The 16486-nt window shown below is 57.1% G+C and carries 16 protein-coding genes; 10 read left to right on the plus strand and 6 right to left on the minus strand.

All coding sequences use genetic code 11. The features are described from left to right. Positions 1-26: 26 nt before the first annotated feature. The 10 genes from JXO50_02440 (at position 27) to JXO50_02485 (ending at position 10023) form a co-directional block, all read left to right on the plus strand. Positions 27-1868 carry a UbiD family decarboxylase gene (locus tag JXO50_02440; GenBank protein MBN2331942.1) on the plus strand — a complete coding sequence of 614 codons (1842 nt, stop codon included), beginning with the start codon at positions 27-29 and terminating at the stop codon, positions 1866-1868. A gap of 61 nt (positions 1869-1929) precedes the next feature. Beyond that, entirely contained in the window at positions 1930-2412 is a 483-nt protein-coding gene (locus JXO50_02445; protein ID MBN2331943.1) for an acyl-CoA thioesterase, read from the plus strand. Between the two features lie 61 nt (positions 2413-2473). Further along, positions 2474-3379: a hypothetical protein gene (locus JXO50_02450; protein ID MBN2331944.1), complete on the plus strand. Its 906-nt coding sequence runs from the start codon at positions 2474-2476 to the stop codon at positions 3377-3379. Next, positions 3372-4250 (plus strand): hypothetical protein, encoded by an 879-nt coding sequence (locus JXO50_02455; GenBank protein ID MBN2331945.1) that lies wholly within the window; start codon positions 3372-3374, stop codon positions 4248-4250. The genes JXO50_02450 and JXO50_02455 overlap by 8 nt, the downstream gene beginning before the upstream one ends. After that, a complete protein-coding gene (buk, locus tag JXO50_02460) occupies positions 4247-5317 on the plus strand; it encodes a butyrate kinase (GenBank protein MBN2331946.1) in 1071 nt (356 codons plus the stop codon). The genes JXO50_02455 and buk overlap by 4 nt, the downstream gene beginning before the upstream one ends. 13 nt (positions 5318-5330) lie before the next feature. After that, the gene (locus tag JXO50_02465; GenBank protein ID MBN2331947.1) at positions 5331-5624 is read left to right on the plus strand and encodes a transcriptional regulator; all 294 of its coding nucleotides are present in this window, start codon (positions 5331-5333) and stop codon (positions 5622-5624) included. A 71-nt stretch (positions 5625-5695) separates the two neighbouring features. Beyond that, positions 5696-6277 (plus strand): hypothetical protein, encoded by a 582-nt coding sequence (locus tag JXO50_02470; protein ID MBN2331948.1) that lies wholly within the window; start codon positions 5696-5698, stop codon positions 6275-6277. Further along, entirely contained in the window at positions 6274-7197 is a 924-nt protein-coding gene (locus JXO50_02475; protein MBN2331949.1) for a 4Fe-4S dicluster domain-containing protein, read from the plus strand. Before JXO50_02470 ends, JXO50_02475 begins: the two co-directional genes overlap by 4 nt. A 2-nt stretch (positions 7198-7199) precedes the next feature. Next, positions 7200-8414, plus strand: coding sequence for a polysulfide reductase NrfD (gene nrfD, locus JXO50_02480; protein MBN2331950.1), 1215 nt, complete (start codon positions 7200-7202; stop codon positions 8412-8414). 211 nt (positions 8415-8625) lie between these two features. After that, positions 8626-10023 carry a citrate/2-methylcitrate synthase gene (locus JXO50_02485; protein ID MBN2331951.1) on the plus strand — a complete coding sequence of 466 codons (1398 nt, stop codon included), beginning with the start codon at positions 8626-8628 and terminating at the stop codon, positions 10021-10023. Between the two features lie 87 nt (positions 10024-10110). Here JXO50_02485 and JXO50_02490 read toward each other — a convergent pair whose 3' ends face one another. The 6 genes from JXO50_02490 to wrbA all read right to left on the minus strand — a co-directional run bounded on the left by JXO50_02490 (position 10111) and on the right by wrbA (position 16342). Further along, on the minus strand, positions 10111-11892 hold the full coding sequence (locus JXO50_02490) for an aldehyde ferredoxin oxidoreductase family protein (GenBank protein ID MBN2331952.1): 1782 nt from the start codon (positions 11890-11892) through the stop codon (positions 10111-10113). 20 nt (positions 11893-11912) lie between these two features. After that, positions 11913-13187, minus strand: a complete 1275-nt coding sequence (locus JXO50_02495; GenBank protein ID MBN2331953.1) for a DUF2130 domain-containing protein — start codon at positions 13185-13187, stop codon at positions 11913-11915. Continuing rightward, positions 13180-13866 (minus strand): methyltransferase, encoded by a 687-nt coding sequence (locus JXO50_02500; protein MBN2331954.1) that lies wholly within the window; start codon positions 13864-13866, stop codon positions 13180-13182. The genes JXO50_02495 and JXO50_02500 overlap by 8 nt, the downstream gene beginning before the upstream one ends. Before the next feature lie 10 nt (positions 13867-13876). After that, positions 13877-14680 (minus strand): patatin family protein, encoded by an 804-nt coding sequence (locus tag JXO50_02505; GenBank protein MBN2331955.1) that lies wholly within the window; start codon positions 14678-14680, stop codon positions 13877-13879. A 47-nt stretch (positions 14681-14727) separates the two neighbouring features. After that, on the minus strand, positions 14728-15639 hold the full coding sequence (locus JXO50_02510) for a ketopantoate reductase family protein (protein MBN2331956.1): 912 nt from the start codon (positions 15637-15639) through the stop codon (positions 14728-14730). 91 nt (positions 15640-15730) lie between these two features. Further along, positions 15731-16342 carry an NAD(P)H:quinone oxidoreductase gene (gene wrbA, locus JXO50_02515; protein ID MBN2331957.1) on the minus strand — a complete coding sequence of 204 codons (612 nt, stop codon included), beginning with the start codon at positions 16340-16342 and terminating at the stop codon, positions 15731-15733. Between the last annotated feature and the right edge of the window lie 144 nt (positions 16343-16486).

A 16486-nucleotide genomic window follows, 5' to 3' on the forward strand; every position in this document is an offset into this window, starting at 1 on the left:
CTGTCTGGCGATGATTGAGAGGCATGATGGGCTATAAAAACCTGCGCGAATGCATCCTGGATCTGGAAACTGCCGGCCAGCTTATCCGGATCAGCAACGAGGTTGATCCCTATCTGGAAGTGGGCGCCATCCAGCGGCGGGTATGCCAGGCTGGCGGGCCGGCGCTGTTTTTCAGCCGGGTCAAAGGCTGCCGTTTTCCCCTGGTTGGCAACCTGTTCGGTACTTTGGAAAGAACCCGGTTCATGTTCCGTGATACCCTGCGGGATATTGAGCGGCTGGTGAACTTAAAAACGGCACCCGGGAAGCTGCTCAAAGATCCCGGCTGTCTGTTGTCATTGCCCCGGGCAGCTTGGCATCTGTGGCCCCGAAAGGTTGCCCGCGGCCCCATCCTGAACCATCGGACGACCGTCGACGCCTTGCCCTGGATTCAATCCTGGCCCGGTGACGGCGGTCCTTTTATTACCCTGCCATTGGTATATTCCGAAAGCCCCGGCAACCCCGGCTGGCAGCACGGCAACCTGGGAATGTACCGGGTGCAGCTGGCCGGCGGCCGCTATGAGCCAAATCGCGAAGTGGGACTTCATTACCAGCTCCATCGGGGCATCGGCGTTCACCATGCCGAGGCCCTGGAGCGCCGGCAGCCGCTGAGGGTCAATGTTTTTGTCGGCGGTCCGCCGGCCCTGATGGTGGCTGCCGTTATGCCGCTGCCGGAAGGGATGCCGGAGCTGGCGTTTGCCGGCTTGCTGGGCGGCCGTCAGATGACCATGGTAGGTCGTCACGGCCAGCTGCCGATGCCGGCGGAAATCGATTTCTGTCTACAGGGAACCGTGAAACCGGGAAAAACGCTGCCGGAAGGTCCTTTTGGCGATCATCTTGGTTATTACAGCCTGGCCCATGATTTTCCCGTCCTGGACATTGAACGGGTCTGGCATCGGGATGGTGCAATCTGGCCTTTTACCACCGTTGGCCGGCCGCCCCAGGAAGATACCAGTTTTGGGGCCTTTATTCACCAGCTGACTGGTGAATTGATTGCTGATGTGTTGCCGGGTGTCAAGGCGGTGAATGCTGTCGATGCTGCCGGGGTCCATCCGTTGCTGTTGGCAATCGGCAGTGAACGCTATGTTCCTTATGCCGATGAGCGCCAGCCCCGGGAGCTGCTGACCCAGGCTAATGCCATCCTCGGTCAGGGCCAGCTGTCGTTGGCCAAGTATCTGCTTATTGTTGCCGGTCAGGATAATCCGGGGCTGGATATTGATGATATCCCGGCATTTTTCTCCCATTTGCTGGCCCGGGTTGACTGGCGCCGTGATCTCCATTTCCAGACCAGGACAACTATTGACACTCTTGATTATTCCGGCAGCGGTTTGCACGAGGGGTCAAAAGTGGTCGTAGCTGCGGCTGGTCCCTGTCGGCGGGAGCTGGCGGTTGAGATTCCGACAGATATTTCCTTGCCGTCCGGTTTCACCGATCCCCGTATCTGTCTCCCTGGTGTCATGGCTGTTCGGGGTCCGGCATGCACATCATCGTTGCCGGCGAATCAGGACGGAGATATGCTCCGCTTCTGCCAGGGTAATGACTCTCTGGTCTATGATTTTCTGCCCCTCATCGTGGTGGTTGATGACAGCGAATTTGTTTCCCGGAGCCTCAGTAATTTCCTCTGGGTTACCTTCACCCGCTCCGACCCGGCCAGCGACATCTATGGTATTGATGCGGTGATTGAGGCCAAACATTGGGGCTGTGGTGGGCCGCTGATTATTGATGCCCGGCAGAAGCCCCACCATGCACCGCCACTGCTGGATGACCCGGCAGTTGAGAAGCGGGTGGATGACCTTGGAGCTGCTGGCGGTCCCCTGCATGGTATTATCTAATGTTAACTGGAAGTTTAGTTGTCCCGGTTGTTCTGGCGGGTGACGGTCAATGGAGGCTATGATGCAGGGAAAAACCGCGCGGGAAAGCAGTGTTACCATTGCTCATGTGATGTTGCCTGTGGATGCCAATCCAGCGGGCAACGTCCATGGCGGGGTGATCATGAAGCTGATTGACACGACGGCCGGGGTGGTTGCCACCCGCCATGCACGCCGGAATGTGGTTACCGCTTCCATCGACCGGCTTGACTTTCACTATCCAGCGTATATCGGCAACCTGGTATTTTTTAAAGCCAGCCTAAACCTGACCGGCCGGTCGTCAATGGAGATCGGAGTGCGGGTGGAAAGGGAAGATCTGCTGACCGGTCAGACGAGCCATATAGCCTCATCCTATCTTACCTTTGTGGCCCTGGACAGCAATGGCAGAGCAGTGGAGGTTCCGCCGCTTATTCTGGAGACTGGAGACGAAAAACGTCGTTATCAGGAGGCAATGGAACGTTCCCGCTACCGCCAGCAGCAGCGTCAGGAGAAGCGCCGGCAGCAATGAAATGAAGGGCAGTTTTTACGAAGGATTTCCCAACCAGGAATGATGAAACACGAGGTTGATAATGGTTCGTTCACTAGCGGAAATATTTGATCTGGCCCATCAATCAAAGCCGGTAAGAATTGCCATCATTGCTCCTGAAGACCAGGAGTTTATGCAGGCGATCAAACTGGCCAGCGACCAGTCGTTGATTGAACCGGTGCTCATCGGCAATCCCGTACTGATTGCCCGGGCGGCGGAAAAGGCCGGTCTGGCCTGTGATGCCCAGGAAATTATCGAGATCAAAGACCGGCAGGAAGTAGCTGACCGGGCGCTGGCCATGCTCTATGATGGTGATGTCCGGATGGTCAGCAAGGGACAGATTCCCACCAGCTTTATTTATCGCTCAATTATCCGTAAAAAAAAGCAGTATGGCGAGGGTTCCATCGTCAGCGTGATTACCGTCTGGGACTTGGAACAATGCAACCATCTGGTGCTGCTTACCGATGCCGGGGCCAACATTTCTCCCAATGAGCAGCAGAAACTGGAAATTGTTGACAATGCCGTCAAGGCTGCCCAAGTCCTTGGCTGTTCCAATCCCCGGGTAACCGAGCTGATTTCCGACCCCTCCAATCTGCACCTCAAAAGTGACATTGGACAGGGATTGAAAACCCCCTCCATCAGGGATCATCGGGGGCGCTATCATCTTACCGATGCAACCTCATTGAAAGAGGTGGTGACGGCCAGCCATGACGGCAGGCTTGACCTTGACCGGCTGCCCCATATTCTCCTCCTTCCCGACCTGAATACCGGCAACGTGGTGGTCAAACTGGATTTTTTCATCAAAGGCATTGTCCGGGTTTCCTACAGTCATACCGATCGTGGGCCGGTTCTGCTGCCCTCCAGGGCTGATGGTGCTGATTCCATTTTGCGTGAATTAACCTTCGGGGTAGGCCTGGTGGCGCTGCAGGAAAGGAGGAACAATGGCTGAAGAGCTTTATCCGGAAATTTTTTCCGCAGCGGCAAAAGCAAAACCCAAAAGGTGCGCGGTGGCCCTGGTTGAAACCGAAGAACAGGTGGGCCCCTTTGTCCATGCTGAACGTCGAGGGTTGATCAGGCCGGTATTCGTCGGCCGTAAGAAATATGACGGGATGACAACCTTTATCCGTTCCAAAAGCCTCCATGAGACGATGGCCATGTGCAGTGCCATGCTGGCCGCGGGGGAAGTGGAGATGATTTTCCAGGGCAATGAAAATCGCAAGCAGTTCCTGTCCTATTTTTTAGAGAACGAGGGGTTGGATAGCGGTTCCACCTATGGAGCGGTTTTTTATGACCGGGAGCGGCGAAAAACATTTTTTGTTATTGATCCGCTGGTGGCGGTCAAGCCTGTGTTGGAGCAGAAGGTCAGCCAGGTCAATGCCCTGGCCGGGCTACTTACTTCTCTGCTGCCCCGGCGCAGGATTTACGGTGCCGCCCTGGCTCCCATTGAAACCATCAACCCTAAAATACCTTCTACTGTTATTGCTGCAGTGTTAGCCCAGATGAGCACCCGGCAGCAGTTTGGCCGGCGGCTGGCCATTCATGGGCCGCTGGATGTTGATTGCGCCCTCAGCAAAACGGCTGCCATCCGCAAGGGGGTCTTTTCTGAACAATCCGGTAACTATGATTTCTATGTGCTGCCGGATACCAACAGCGCTTATTTTTTTTCAACATTCCTTAAATATATCGGCCAGGTGCCGACCATTGGCGTTTTGCTCCATGGCGACAATGCCATTGTGCTCAACTCCGGCCCCCTGTGCCAGAAACAGCGGCTGGCAGAAATTGCTCTGGCGGTGGTGGCCCGGGAGGGGAGAAAAGGATGATTCTGGCGCTCAATGTAGGTTCCACATCGGTAAAGATCGCCCTTGCAGCAGCGGACAAGGTTTTGTGCCAGGAAAGTTTTCCCCTGGCCATCGCTGACCGGGAGACCCTTTTTCACCAGGATTGTTTTGCTGTCGAGGTGGACCGGCTTGAAGAAGCCGTCTGCCGGTTCCTTTCCAGTTGCGGCCGGTTTTTGGAAGAGGTTGCCATTGTTGTCAGTCGTGGTGGCTTGCAGCGGCCCGGAGATGCCGGCAGTTACCTCATTACGGAGCCGATGCTTGATGATCTGCGTCGGGGAACGTATGGCAAGCATCCCTCCTCCCTGGGGCCGGTGCTGGCTGCCCGCCTGGCCCTCCGAGCCGGTTGTTTGGCTGTTGCTGTTGATCCGCCGTCTACTGATGAATTTATTGCCCTGGCCCGCCCCTCCGGACTTCCCGACCTGGAGCGGGTCAGCGCTTTCCATGCTCTCAGTCACAAGGCTGCCGGTCGTCAGGCAGCTGCAGCGTTGGGGAAGGAGTACGACCACTGTCGGCTGATAGTTGCCCATCTGGGCGGCGGGATAACCGTTGGCGCCCATTGTTTAGGAAAGGTCATTGATTGTACCAATGGTCTCAGCGAGGGGCCTTTTTCCCCGGAACGGGCCGGCTCCCTGCCCACTATGGAACTTTTTGTCCTGGCTCTGGCCCATGCCGATTGCCGTGAACGATTTGAAAAGCGGCTGGTGGGCGAGGGCGGCCTACAGGCTTATCTGGGAACCAAAGATGCTCTGGTGGTTGAACAGCGCATTGCCGATGGCGACAATCAAGCAGCGCTGATTTACGAGACAATGGCCTACCAGATTGCCAAAGATATTGGTTCCATGGCCGCGGTTCTGGCGGGGCAGGTGGATGCTGTGGTGCTGACCGGATCGCTGGCCAGATCGGCCATGCTGCTTGGCTGGCTCAGAAGCCGGATCGAATTCCTTGGGCCGCTTTTCATCTACCCCGGCGAATGTGAGATGACAGCCCTGCTGGCTACCGCCGACCGTGTCCTTGCCGGTGAGGAAAAACTGCAATCCTATCCACCCTGATCAGGGGGCGGGAATGTCAACAGAGAGCGCCAGCATCCGGCAGCAGATAATTGAGCTGCTGACCGAAAAGCATCTCGGAGCCTGGGAACTGTCGCAGGACCTGGGGATCAGGGAAGCGGAGGTCTATCATCATCTGGACCATGTCGCCCGCTCCCTGGCATCCCGGAACCGGCGGCTGGAGATGGTGCCGGCCAGCTGCTTGGCCTGCGGCTATCAGTTTATTAAACGCCGCCGCCATACGCCCCCCGGCCGCTGCCCACGCTGCAAAAGCTCCCATCTTTCACAACCGCGCTACCGTGTTCGCTGATCTTTTTTGTTTTTGCCCTTGACTTATCCCTGTAATTCGCTAAGCTATACCGAAAATGGACCGTATGGGATATGATGAGCTCGTCTTTATCAATAGTACCAGTTTTTCGATTCTCTGATTTCCGGTATCTGCTGACTGGCTTGGCAGTGTTTTTTTTATTTATGCTGTTGCCAGATACCGGGTTGGCAGTTGAGCCCCTGCAGGAATATCCGGTGCCGCCGCCGCCTTTCAGCGAGGGTATCTTTCCCTGCTCCGACTGTCACCGTGACCTTGAGGTCAATACTAAAAAGCGGCAGCTGGTTGATGAGCATCAGGATATCCGGCTGCACCATGCGGAGCAGGTGCGCTGGTGTCTTGACTGCCATGATGCCAACGACCGGGACCGGCTGCGGTTGACCTCGGGAGCAACCATCCCCTTCACCGAATCCTATCTGCTCTGCGGTCAGTGTCATGGAACCATCTATCGAGACTGGCGGGCCGGTGTGCATGGCAAGCGGACCGGTTTTTGGCGCGGTCCCAAGCGCTATCTGCTCTGTGCCCATTGCCATAATCCCCATGCACCGGCTTTTGTTCCCCTTGTTCCTGCACCACCGCCCCTGAAGCCGCGGCCCGGCAATGACCGGGTTCCTACCCATGAAAAGAGGCCCCATTGAAGAATGATTCGGCAAAAAGCGTCGAGTTGGATAGGAACGACAGCGTAACGCGGCGGGATTTTCTCAAAAAATCGCTGGTTGGCGCCGGCCTGCTAACCCTGCCAGGGCTGCTGCCTGGCTGCACGTGGGAGGAGTTTTCCCAGAAGCACTTCAGTGAGTTGGCGCCAGCGGAGCTTGAACAGGTTCTGCGGCGGCTCAAAGATCAGTACCGCCGCTGCTATGGTCGTGAATTTCAGCTTTCCGCCACCGGCCCGCTGCCGGAAACCGCTTTTGCCTATGCTCTTGATCTGTCAAAGTGCATCGGCTGCCGCCGGTGCGTCTATGCCTGTGCCGAGGAAAACAACCTGTCTCGCAGCGATCCTCAGATTCATTGGATCAAGGTTCTGCGGTTTCCCAACGGTTCGATGAACCCTGAAGATGCAGAAAGGTATTATGCTCCCGACAAGGTTCCCGAAGAGGGATATTACTATATGCCGGTTCAGTGCCAGCAGTGCGCCAATCCCCCCTGTGTCAAGGCCTGTCCGGTACAAGCTACTTGGAAAGAGCCGGACGGTATGGTTGTGGTTGACTACAACTGGTGCATCGGCTGCCGCTACTGTATGGCTGCCTGCCCCTACGATGCCCGCCATTTCAACTGGGCCGCGCCGACCCTGCCAATTAATGAAATTAATACGCATACTCACTACCTGGGCAACCGTCCCCAGGAGAAAAATGTCGTTGGCAAATGCACCTTCTGCATCCAGCGGGTCCGGGAAGGACGCTACCCGGCCTGCGTCGAGGCATGTCCGGTAGGGGCGCGCAAATTCGGCAACCTGCTGGATCAGGACAGCGAGATTCGTTATATCCTGGAGCATAAACGGGTGTTTCGCTTCAAGGAAGAGCTGAACACGCAACCTAACTTCTACTACTATTTTTCCTGACCATGACTGAACAATCAACCATCAAAGGCTTGCTGCTGCTTCTGGTGAAGGGCAACCGCTGGTATTATCTCTGGCTGGCCAGCCTTGTCCTGCTGATTTTAACCGGTGCCTGTGCCTACCGGGTTCAGTTCGACCGCGGTTTGATTGTTACCAATATGCGTGATCAGGTTTCCTGGGGGTTGTATATTGCCAACTTCACCTACCTGGTGGGTGTCGCCGCCGCGGCGGTCCTGCTGGTGATTCCAGCCTATCTGTACAACTGGAAACCCATCAAGGAGATTGTGCTCCTGGGCGAATTGCTGGCGGTGGCCGCAATTGTCATGTGTATCACCTTTGTCATGATTGATCTTGGCCGTCCGGATCGTTTCTGGCATCTGCTGCCGAAAATCGGCCGGCTCAACTGGCCCCAGTCGATGCTGGCCTGGGATGTGGTGGTCCTCAACCTGTATCTGCTGCTCAACCTGCTGATCTCCTGGTATGTCCTCAGTAATCTTTATCGAGGGACGGCACCCAACAAGACGCTCTTCTGGTTGCTCATCTGCCTTTCGATTCCCGGCGCGGTTGCCATTCATGCTGTCACCTCTTATCTCTATGGTGGTCTGCCGGCTAGACCGTTCTGGAATGCTTCAATCATGGCCCCCCGGTTTCTGGCTTCGGCTTTCTGCTCCGGCCCTTCGCTGATCATCCTGATTTTCCAGGTGATCAGAAAATTTTCACCGTTGAAAGTTGCCGATGAAGCGCTCTTCAAGCTGGCTGAGATGGTCGGCTGGTCGATGTTTGTCAACCTGTTCCTGCTGGGGGCTGAGGTATTTAAGGAATTTTATTCCAATACCTGGCATGTGAGCCATATCCAATATCTTTTTTTTGGTCTCCACGGCAAAACACAGCTGGTGCCGTTCACCTGGACGGCAATCGCGTTCAACGTGACCAGTCTCTGCATTCTGATCTATCCGCGGACCAGGAAGAATCTCTTTACCCTGAACGGTGCCTGCGTCATGATGCTCATCGGGGTGTGGATAGAAAAAGGTCTGGGGTTGGTCAACCCCGGTTTTACCCCCACGCCGCTGGGGGAGATATATGAATACCTGCCCAACCTGCGGGAAATCACCATCTCCATCGGGGTGCTGGCCTTCGGTCTGCTGGTTTATACCGTCTTGCTTGCCATTGCCATTCCAATCCAGACCGGTGATTTTCGTGCCCGCACCGATCCTCCCTAAAATTCTTTTTGCCCCCTGTTATCATCTCTTTGACTCTATTTCGGCCCCTTGTTTTGGCGGTAAAGTGTTGTTTTTCGTTTATTTTTTGCTCTAAAAATGATAAAATTAGCGTTTGTTTTAAAGAGGCAGCAGGATTTTGCTTCATTGCTGGTTCCGATCATTTTGAACCTTCTGTTGTCTATTTGGATAAGGTGGTGAAAAGGAGAACTCTATGCATCCGGAAACGAGGAAAATAACTGACATCATTGTCAAGGCGGCGGCGAAGGCCCGCCGGGAAACCAAGAACGAACCAGGCCATCCCCATGCCCAGAAAGTGGTCCGCTGGCCCCTGAATTGCACTATTGGTCCCGGACTGGAGGGTGCCATTGCCTGTGAGAGCAAGGTGGGTTACGTGAACGGAGCCAAGGGTTGGCTGGTTTACCGGGGCTATGATATCTTTGATCTCTGCGCTTATTCCACCTATGAGGAGGTCAGTTATCTTCTCCTGCATGGCAGTCTGCCCACTGCCCAGGAGCTGGAGGAGTATAAGCAGAAACTGATACAGTATCGTTATCTGAATAAAACCCTGCGTATTCTCATGGGGTTCCCGGTTGAAGAGATGAATTCCATGGCTGCTTTGCGCATGGGGACTCTGCTCATGCGTCAGGAATTTACCGATCGGGACAAGGAGAGCGGCCGGCCGGCCATTGACGATGCCATCAGCGCCGATGAAGACTCCATTCCCATGGAAACCCTGCCCACCGGGGAAGAACATGCCATCTATGAGTTCAGTTCCAAAAAGAGGGCGAAAAAACGGAAAATGAGTGGCGAGAAAGCCAGCGGTCTGGAGGCCTGCTACCACCTGATTGCCGGGGTGCCGACCATTACCGCGGCCATTGCCCGGGTCCGCCAGGGGAATATGGCCATTGAGCCGGACCCTGAACTCAGCCATGCGGCCAACCTGCTGTATATGATGAATGGCACCCGTCCGACCCCCCTGCAGGAACGGATCATGGATATTGCCCTGATCCTGCATGCGGACCACGGTATGAATGCCAGCACCTTCGCGTCCATGGTGGTGGCCTCCACCCTTTCCGACATCTACTTTTCCGTTGGTTCAGGGATTGCAGCTCTCAGCGGCCCGCTCCATGGAGGTGCCAATGAACAGGTCCTCCATACCCTGAAAGAGATCGGCAGCCCGGAAAAGGTGAAAGCCTGGGTTCGTTCAGCCAGTCGGGAAAGCAGGAAAATTCCCGGCTTTGGCCACCGGGTCTACAAGGCCTACGATCCCCGGGCCCGGGTTCTCGGACCGATGGCGGCCTACCGCATCAAAAAATTCAACGATGACAACCTCAGACTTTTTACCGTTGCCCAAGAGCTTGAAAAACAGGTCCACGATGAGTTCGGCAAGGAAAAGAAGATTTTTCCCAACGTTGACTTCTATTCCGGCATTGTCTACAGCCGGATGGGTATTGACCCAGCCATGTTTACGCCGCTCTTTGCCGTCAGCCGGGTGGCCGGCTGGACCGCCAGGGTGCTGGAATACCTGCAGAAGAACCGGATCTTCCGGCCCCGGGCCATGTATACCGGTGACTTTGAACAGGAATATGTGCCGCTGGAACAACGCTGATCAACCGGTCTGTCACGCAGAAAAAGCCCCGCATGAGTGTTTATGCGGGGCTTTTTTTATCTGCCGGTTTTGCTTCAGAAATGCCGCTTATGGGGAATGGCGTTCTGGCTGCTCGTGCGGACGCCCCTTGTCATCCCAGCCGTGCAGCCGGTAGTATGCCGCCAGCATGTCCGCAAGGTGCGCTTCGGTAATGACTTTTCCCGAGTCCTCCAACTGCCGGTGAAGCTGGCGGGGGAGGCGGTCGGTGGCGGGATCCATTCCTTCCCGCAGGTTGAAGCGGCGAACCAGGTCGGCAATGCGCGCAGCGATGGTTTTTAATTCGTCACTGGCATATGATTTTCCGGTGACTCCCTGCAGCAGCAGCTCCAGGAGTTCCCAAGGATAGAGATCCCGGTAAAAACGGCAGAGGATCAGGGAATCGAAGATGGTCAGCCGATTTTCAAAGTCGATGAACAGTTCAGCGGTGCCTGCCGGCTGATCGGGATCAATCATGCCGCTTAGTTCAGCTTTGTAGAAGGTTGACCGCAGGTGGCAGGCACCGCGGTCCGAGGCGGCATAGCCGAGCCCCATGCCCTGCAGTACCCGGGGATCATAACCGGCCGGTTCCAAGCCTTTGACATGAACCGCCAGATCTTCCAGATCCCAGGCCTTGGCGGCGCTGCGGATGCCTTCCGCCAGGATGGCACCGATTCCCCTTCTTTCAGCGATCATCGCCAGCAGTTCGGTAATGGCATCCACCTGACCATAGTCGATGGGATAATCGAGCCGCCCCCGGCGGGCCGCTTCAATGGCGAAGGCACAGAGATTGCCGGCGGTGATGGTGTCCATGCCCAGCCGGTCGCAAAGGTCATTCAGGTGGGCGATCTCCTCGATGCTGTCGATCTCGCAGAGGCCGCCGAAGGCGTAGATGGTTTCATATTCCGGCCCTTCCAACTGCAGGCCGGCATGGCGTCCCTGCAGTAGAGTGGTCAAACGGCCGCAGGCCATGAAACATTTGAGGCAGGCATGGGGGGTGACCTGGCACCGCTCATGGAGGGCGTCGGCACTGATCTGCGGCCACCGGTCATAACTGCCGCGGGACCAGTACCGGGTGGGGAAGGCACCGGCCTGGTTCATGATCCTGACCATCATCGGCGTTCCCTTGGTTTTATAGGTCTGGACCGCTGGGTTGTCTTTCTGCTGACGGGCAAAGTCCTTCGCCCAGGCGGTGAGCCCGCCAGCATCAGCCACCGGCCGCTGCCGGTCGCCCTGGAAAAGGATTCCTTTGAGCTTTTTTGCCCCCATGACCGCCCCCAGTCCGGTGCGGCCGGCTGAGCGCCAGTAGTCGTTTTCAATGACGGCAAAGCGGACCAGGTTTTCCCCGGCCGGTCCGATGACCACGGCACCCGCCTTGGGGTAGCCGGGGAGGGTGAAACGTTCGTGGAGAGCATCCTCACTACTGTAGGTGTCGAGTCCCCAGAGTTCATCGCCGGGAAGGAAGTCGGCGCCATCAGGATGGATTCGGAGAACCAGAGGGGCGTTGCCGGCGCCTTTGATCAGCAGGGCATCAAAGCCGGCCGCGTCGATGGCTTCCGGCACTTTGCCCCCGGCGTAGGATTCCGCGTAGATGCCGGTCTGCAGGGATTTGCTGTAGACCCCGTAGCGGCAGGAGCCCCAGATGCGGCTGCCGGTGAAGGGCCCGGTGGCAAAAATCAGGCAGTTTTCTGGCGCCAGGGGATCAATGCCGGGGGGATTGTGGTGGTAAAGAAGGTAGGAAGCCAGCCCTTTGCCGCCCAGCCAGGAAGCGTAGACATCGTTAGCAAGGGGGGTGATCTTAAAGGATTGCCGGCTTAGATCGACGATCAGCAGCCGTCCGTAAAAACCGTCCATGCTCATACCTTTCGAAAATTTTAAATATCGATGTTGTCCTCTTCGAGGTCGGCGGCCGGCAGCTCCAGCAGGGGCACGCTCTGGATGGCATTGCCGGCAATACCCTTCACCGAGCTGTACATGTGGTTGGTGTTCAGCAGCACCTTCTGGATCTGCTTCTCCCGCTTTTTCCAGATGCTGGTCATGGCTCTCTTTTCGGCTTCCAGGTCGGTGTGCATCTGGGTGAAACCCTCGACAATGGCCTCCACCTGCAGCCGGAATTCGTTGCCGGTCAGGTAGTCGTAGAGCATGCCCATCTTGTCGCCTTTGTTCTCCTGGACGGCCACCGCTTCGCTCACCTTGATCACCGTTTCCCGCAAGATGGTGCACAAACTTTTGAACTCTTCAAAAGAGCAGATCCAAATGCCGTCCCTGGGAGCCATCCTGTCCATGTCCGTCGGCATGGACTCGGTGACCAGGACGCCGATATCGGCCCCTTTTTCCCGCAGGTCGTTTTTGAGCTTTTCCAGCCAGGTGGGTTGAAAACCCTTGGTTCGTTTGCTTTCGTAGTAGATGGTGCCGCAGTTCTGCCGGCTCCTGGTGTTGACCACCTGCAGGCAGTCGGCGCCTCTGGCACCCTTCTTGATCTCCTCGATGCTGTCCAAGGGAAAGGTGCTTCGCAGCCAGTCCTCGATGGCCAGCTCCTGCACCTCGCCCTGGAGCTGCATGGAACCCTGCTCGGCTTTCCGCTGGGCCTCTTTCAGCTGGGTGTTAAGCTGCTCGATGATTTTTTCCTTTTCCATCAGCTTAAGCTGGGATTTCTGCTCCTCTAAGCGGCGAATCTTTTCCTTTTCTTCGCTGATGGCGGTGTTGATCTTTTTCTCCGCTTCCGCCTCGATGGTGTCTTTCAGTTCGTCTTTTTCCCTCTTCAACCGTTCAATTTCCGATTTTGCCCGATTGAATTCTTTCAGCTGGATCGATTTCTGCTGCAGCTCCTCCTGGAGCGCGGTGAGGCGTTCGGCCTGCTCCTCCTGCAATTTGGCGGTGATCTGGGCCTGCAGGCTCTGCCGCTGCTCCTGGAGGCCGGTTTTGATTGCTCCGGCGACGGTCTCCGCCTGCTGGAGCTTTTCGTTTTCAAGCCGCTGGCGCTCCTCCTTGAGGGCGTTCAGCTGCTGCTGAATAGCGCCCTTCTCCCGCGCCAGGGCATCATGGTATTTCTTTTTCAGCTCCTCGTTAACCTGATGGTAGAGGATATCGTTGACATTGATGATATGGCCGCAGTTGGGACAGGCAATATTGTTGCTTTGTTTATCCATGAATTGTTCCTGTTGTCTGCAAGGGGTTTGGATTGGCCATCAGCAGCCGGTTTTTCGGTGTGATGTCAGCCAGGATGGTGCTGGTGGTGATGGTGTAGCCGGCCAAGCGCAGCCGTTCGGCCCGCATCAGGTCGACGGCCAGCGGTCCGTCGACCCAGCCCTCCAGCCCGCCGGTTGCCGCCCCGTCGAGATGGTGGCAGCAGGGCAGCACCGCCACTCTGGCGCCGACGGTAACTGCCTTTTGTAATACGTCATCGGTGAGGAATCCGCAAGCATGGACTGAGACCACCAGATCATCAGCAGAAAGGGAAAATTCCTCCAGGGAGGATTGATGGTAGTGAATCCGATCCCGGAGCCGCGGCCAGGCTTCGATGATGGTGTCGGAGAGGATGGCGGCATTGTCGGGAATATTCGGGTCAATCACCTCGGCGGCAGCCGAGCTATCATCCAGCAGCAGCATGAGATGGGCCAGCAGGCCATGGCCGCCGGCAATATCCACCACCCGGCCGCCCCGGTACCGCCGCCGCACCCGTCGGGCCACTTCCCAGCTTTCGTAGAGTTCTTTCCGCGGCAGGGTTCCCGCCCGGCAGACGGCCCTGGCAACCTTGTCAAACAGGGTGGTGCCGGTAAAAAGTGGCAGCTGCTTTGGTGTCAGGCGGTTTTTGGAGGCTTTGTTCATAACCCTTATCTTATGCTTCGTGCCAGCGCCTGACCGCTTCATCAGCCAGGGCCTTTCCCTGGCGATAGCCTTCCATCAGGACTGCCGGATTCTGGCTCAGGCGGGTGGAGCGGAAAGTGTCCGGCGGGCAGAGTTCGATGATGGTGACTCCCGGCGGCGGCTGGCGAAGCAGCCTGACCGTCCGGTTGTAGTTGTCAATCCGCGTGGCCATGGCGGCCTTGAGCTGGGGAAGCTTTTGCAGCTTCCAGTTCACCAGCCGTTCCAGCAGGCTCTCTTTCTTTACATAGGAACGAGGCCGGGAACGGATGACCATGATCCGTCGTGCGCCCCGGCGGATGACCTCTTGAACCGGCAGGCCGTCCACCAGGCCGCCGTCAGCCATCGGACGGCCGTCCACCAGGGGAAAGCCGCGATAAAGCACTGGCAGGGCGCTGGATGCCTTGAGTACCTGTTCAAGATTGTCGGCATTGGTGAGCTGGTAGACGGCCTGGCCGGTGGTGACATCGGCGAGGCCCACCAGAAAGGGTTTCCCCTTGGCGTAGATGGTGGGCAGGTCGAGGCGGATCTCGCTGATCGTCATCCGCCAGAGCCAGTCAAGATCCATCAGGTGGCCGCCGCGCAGAAACCGGGTGAAACGGATAAACTCCGGCTGCAGGGAATAGTCGGTGTAGATTTTCAGGTTGCGGCCGGGCATTTCGGCCAGGTAGGCCGCCAGGTTGCCGGCCCCGGCTGAAACCCCGAGATAAAGATCAAAAGGGTTGAACTGTTTTGCCAGCAGGCCATCCAGCAGGCCGGTGGAAAATACGCCGCGCATGGCCCCGCCCTCGACCACCAGGGCACTGCTCACCGGAAGCGACACCTTTATGACTCCAGCACCTGGATAATGTTCATCAGCGTCTGGTTGACCGGCGTCGGAATGCCATACTGTCTGCCCAGGGCTGCCACCTTGCCGCCAAAGATCTCCACTTCCGTCTTGCGGCCGGCTTCCATATCCTGCAGCATGGAAGTTTTTCCAGCCGGCGCCAGGCTGTTGAGCACGGCATTCCAGTCGTTGACATCCTGGTCAACCAGGTTGACCCCGGCCGCTTTGGCCAGGATAATGACCTCGTCCATTAAAGCCCGCATGACTGCCTGGGCCTGGGGTGACGACTGAAAGACGCCATAGGGCGCTCTCATGACCGCCGACGACTGGTTCATGCCGACGTTGATCATGAACTTCCACCAGAGAATCCTGATCATATCCGCCGGCGTTTCATAGGCAATGCCCGCCCGGTCAAAGGCTTCCTGGATCAATCGGACCCGCGGACTGAGCTGCTCGTTGCGCTGCTCGCCGAAATAATGGACGCCGGGCTTGCTGAAGACAACCTGATTGCCATGGCGCACCGCATCGATGCCAACCGAAACGGCATAAAGCAGCTTGTCCTTGCCGTAGACCTCACCGATGACCGCTTCGCTGTCGAGACCATTCATTACCGAGATGATGGCGGTTCCGTCGCCCACCAGGTTTTTCAGATCGCCAACCGCTTCGGGAAGGTGATGATGCTTGAGGGCCACAATGATGAGGTCGGCCGGCGGCTGCACCTCATCGGGGTGACTCACAGGGACGGCATAGGGCTTGCCGTTGACCACCAGACCCTGGCGCTGCAGGGTTTCGTATCGCTGATCGCGGGCCACCACTGTGATGTCAATGCCATCGGTGTCAAAAAAAGCTGCTGCAAAATAGGCGCCCATCGCCCCGGCGCCAAGGATGGCAACACGCTTTATCTTTTCCATGGAAATACCTTTCAATGCTTTTATAGATATCGTTGACGGTGGTGGCTGCGGACCTGGATCGCCGGTAGCCTGTGCTTGCAAACCGTTGTTGTCATGCGGCGAGCTTTTTGGCGATCGTCGCCACATGGGCACCCTGAAACCTGGCGGCAGCAAGTTCGTTTTCGCTTGGCCGCCGGCTGCCGTCGGCGCCGGCGATGGTGGAGGCGCCGTAGGGCGAGCCGCCGCTGAGCTGATCGGTCAGCATCTGTCCCTGGAAGGTGTAGGGCAGGCCGACAACCACCATGCCATGGTGGAGCAGGGTGGTGTGAAACGACAGGATGGTCGATTCCTGGCCGCCATGCTGGGTGTTTGTGCTGGTGATCACGCTGCCCACCTTGCCCACCAGGGCGCCCTCCAGCCACAGCTGGCCGGTGGCATCAAGGAACTGTCGCATCTGGCCGCACATGTTGCCGAAGCGGGTCGGTGTACCGAAAATAATTCCGTCGGCGTTGCCAAGCTCTTCAACGGTACACACCGGCACCCCGGCCATCTGCTGCTGGGCCTCGAGGGCATGCATTTTTTCCAGAACGTCGGCGGGCAGGGTTTCCGGCACCCGCCGCAACGTGACTTTTGCCCCGGGAACCGATCGCACCCCTTCGGCCGCCGCTTCGGCCAGTGTGTGGATATGACCATAGAGAGAGTAGTAGGCAATCAGGATGTTCATGGGTATACCTCCTTGTTGCGTGAAGGCCGCCGGCAAAGATGTCTGCATTTGCTATGACATCATTCTTGGAAAAATCCAGCTGGTCCATGTGCGAAGCTCACCTTTTTTGTGCTTTGCAATCAGCTTGCCCGCCGGTCAGCGTGG

The organism is Candidatus Anaeroferrophillus wilburensis (assembly GCA_016934315.1).
Classification (GTDB): Bacteria; Desulfobacterota; Anaeroferrophillalia; order Anaeroferrophillales; family Anaeroferrophillaceae; genus Anaeroferrophillus; species Anaeroferrophillus wilburensis.

Bases quoted from the DNA above. Each gene is read 5' to 3' on its own strand.
- JXO50_02440 (MBN2331942.1), top strand. From the start codon at position 27: ATGGGCTATAAAAACCTGCGCGAATGCATCCTGGATCTGGAAACTGCC.
- JXO50_02445 (MBN2331943.1), top strand. From the start codon at position 1,930: ATGCAGGGAAAAACCGCGCGGGAAAGCAGTGTTACCATTGCTCATGTG.
- JXO50_02450 (MBN2331944.1), top strand. From the start codon at position 2,474: ATGGTTCGTTCACTAGCGGAAATATTTGATCTGGCCCATCAATCAAAG.
- JXO50_02455 (MBN2331945.1), top strand. From the start codon at position 3,372: ATGGCTGAAGAGCTTTATCCGGAAATTTTTTCCGCAGCGGCAAAAGCA.
- buk (MBN2331946.1), top strand. From the start codon at position 4,247: ATGATTCTGGCGCTCAATGTAGGTTCCACATCGGTAAAGATCGCCCTT.
- JXO50_02465 (MBN2331947.1), top strand. From the start codon at position 5,331: ATGTCAACAGAGAGCGCCAGCATCCGGCAGCAGATAATTGAGCTGCTG.
- JXO50_02470 (MBN2331948.1), top strand. From the start codon at position 5,696: ATGATGAGCTCGTCTTTATCAATAGTACCAGTTTTTCGATTCTCTGAT.
- nrfD (MBN2331950.1), top strand. From the start codon at position 7,200: ATGACTGAACAATCAACCATCAAAGGCTTGCTGCTGCTTCTGGTGAAG.
- JXO50_02485 (MBN2331951.1), top strand. From the start codon at position 8,626: ATGCATCCGGAAACGAGGAAAATAACTGACATCATTGTCAAGGCGGCG.
- JXO50_02490 (MBN2331952.1), bottom strand. From the start codon at position 11,892: ATGGACGGTTTTTACGGACGGCTGCTGATCGTCGATCTAAGCCGGCAA.
- JXO50_02495 (MBN2331953.1), bottom strand. From the start codon at position 13,187: ATGGATAAACAAAGCAACAATATTGCCTGTCCCAACTGCGGCCATATC.
- JXO50_02500 (MBN2331954.1), bottom strand. From the start codon at position 13,866: ATGAACAAAGCCTCCAAAAACCGCCTGACACCAAAGCAGCTGCCACTT.
- JXO50_02505 (MBN2331955.1), bottom strand. From the start codon at position 14,680: ATGCGCGGCGTATTTTCCACCGGCCTGCTGGATGGCCTGCTGGCAAAA.
- JXO50_02510 (MBN2331956.1), bottom strand. From the start codon at position 15,639: ATGGAAAAGATAAAGCGTGTTGCCATCCTTGGCGCCGGGGCGATGGGC.
- wrbA (MBN2331957.1), bottom strand. From the start codon at position 16,342: ATGAACATCCTGATTGCCTACTACTCTCTCTATGGTCATATCCACACA.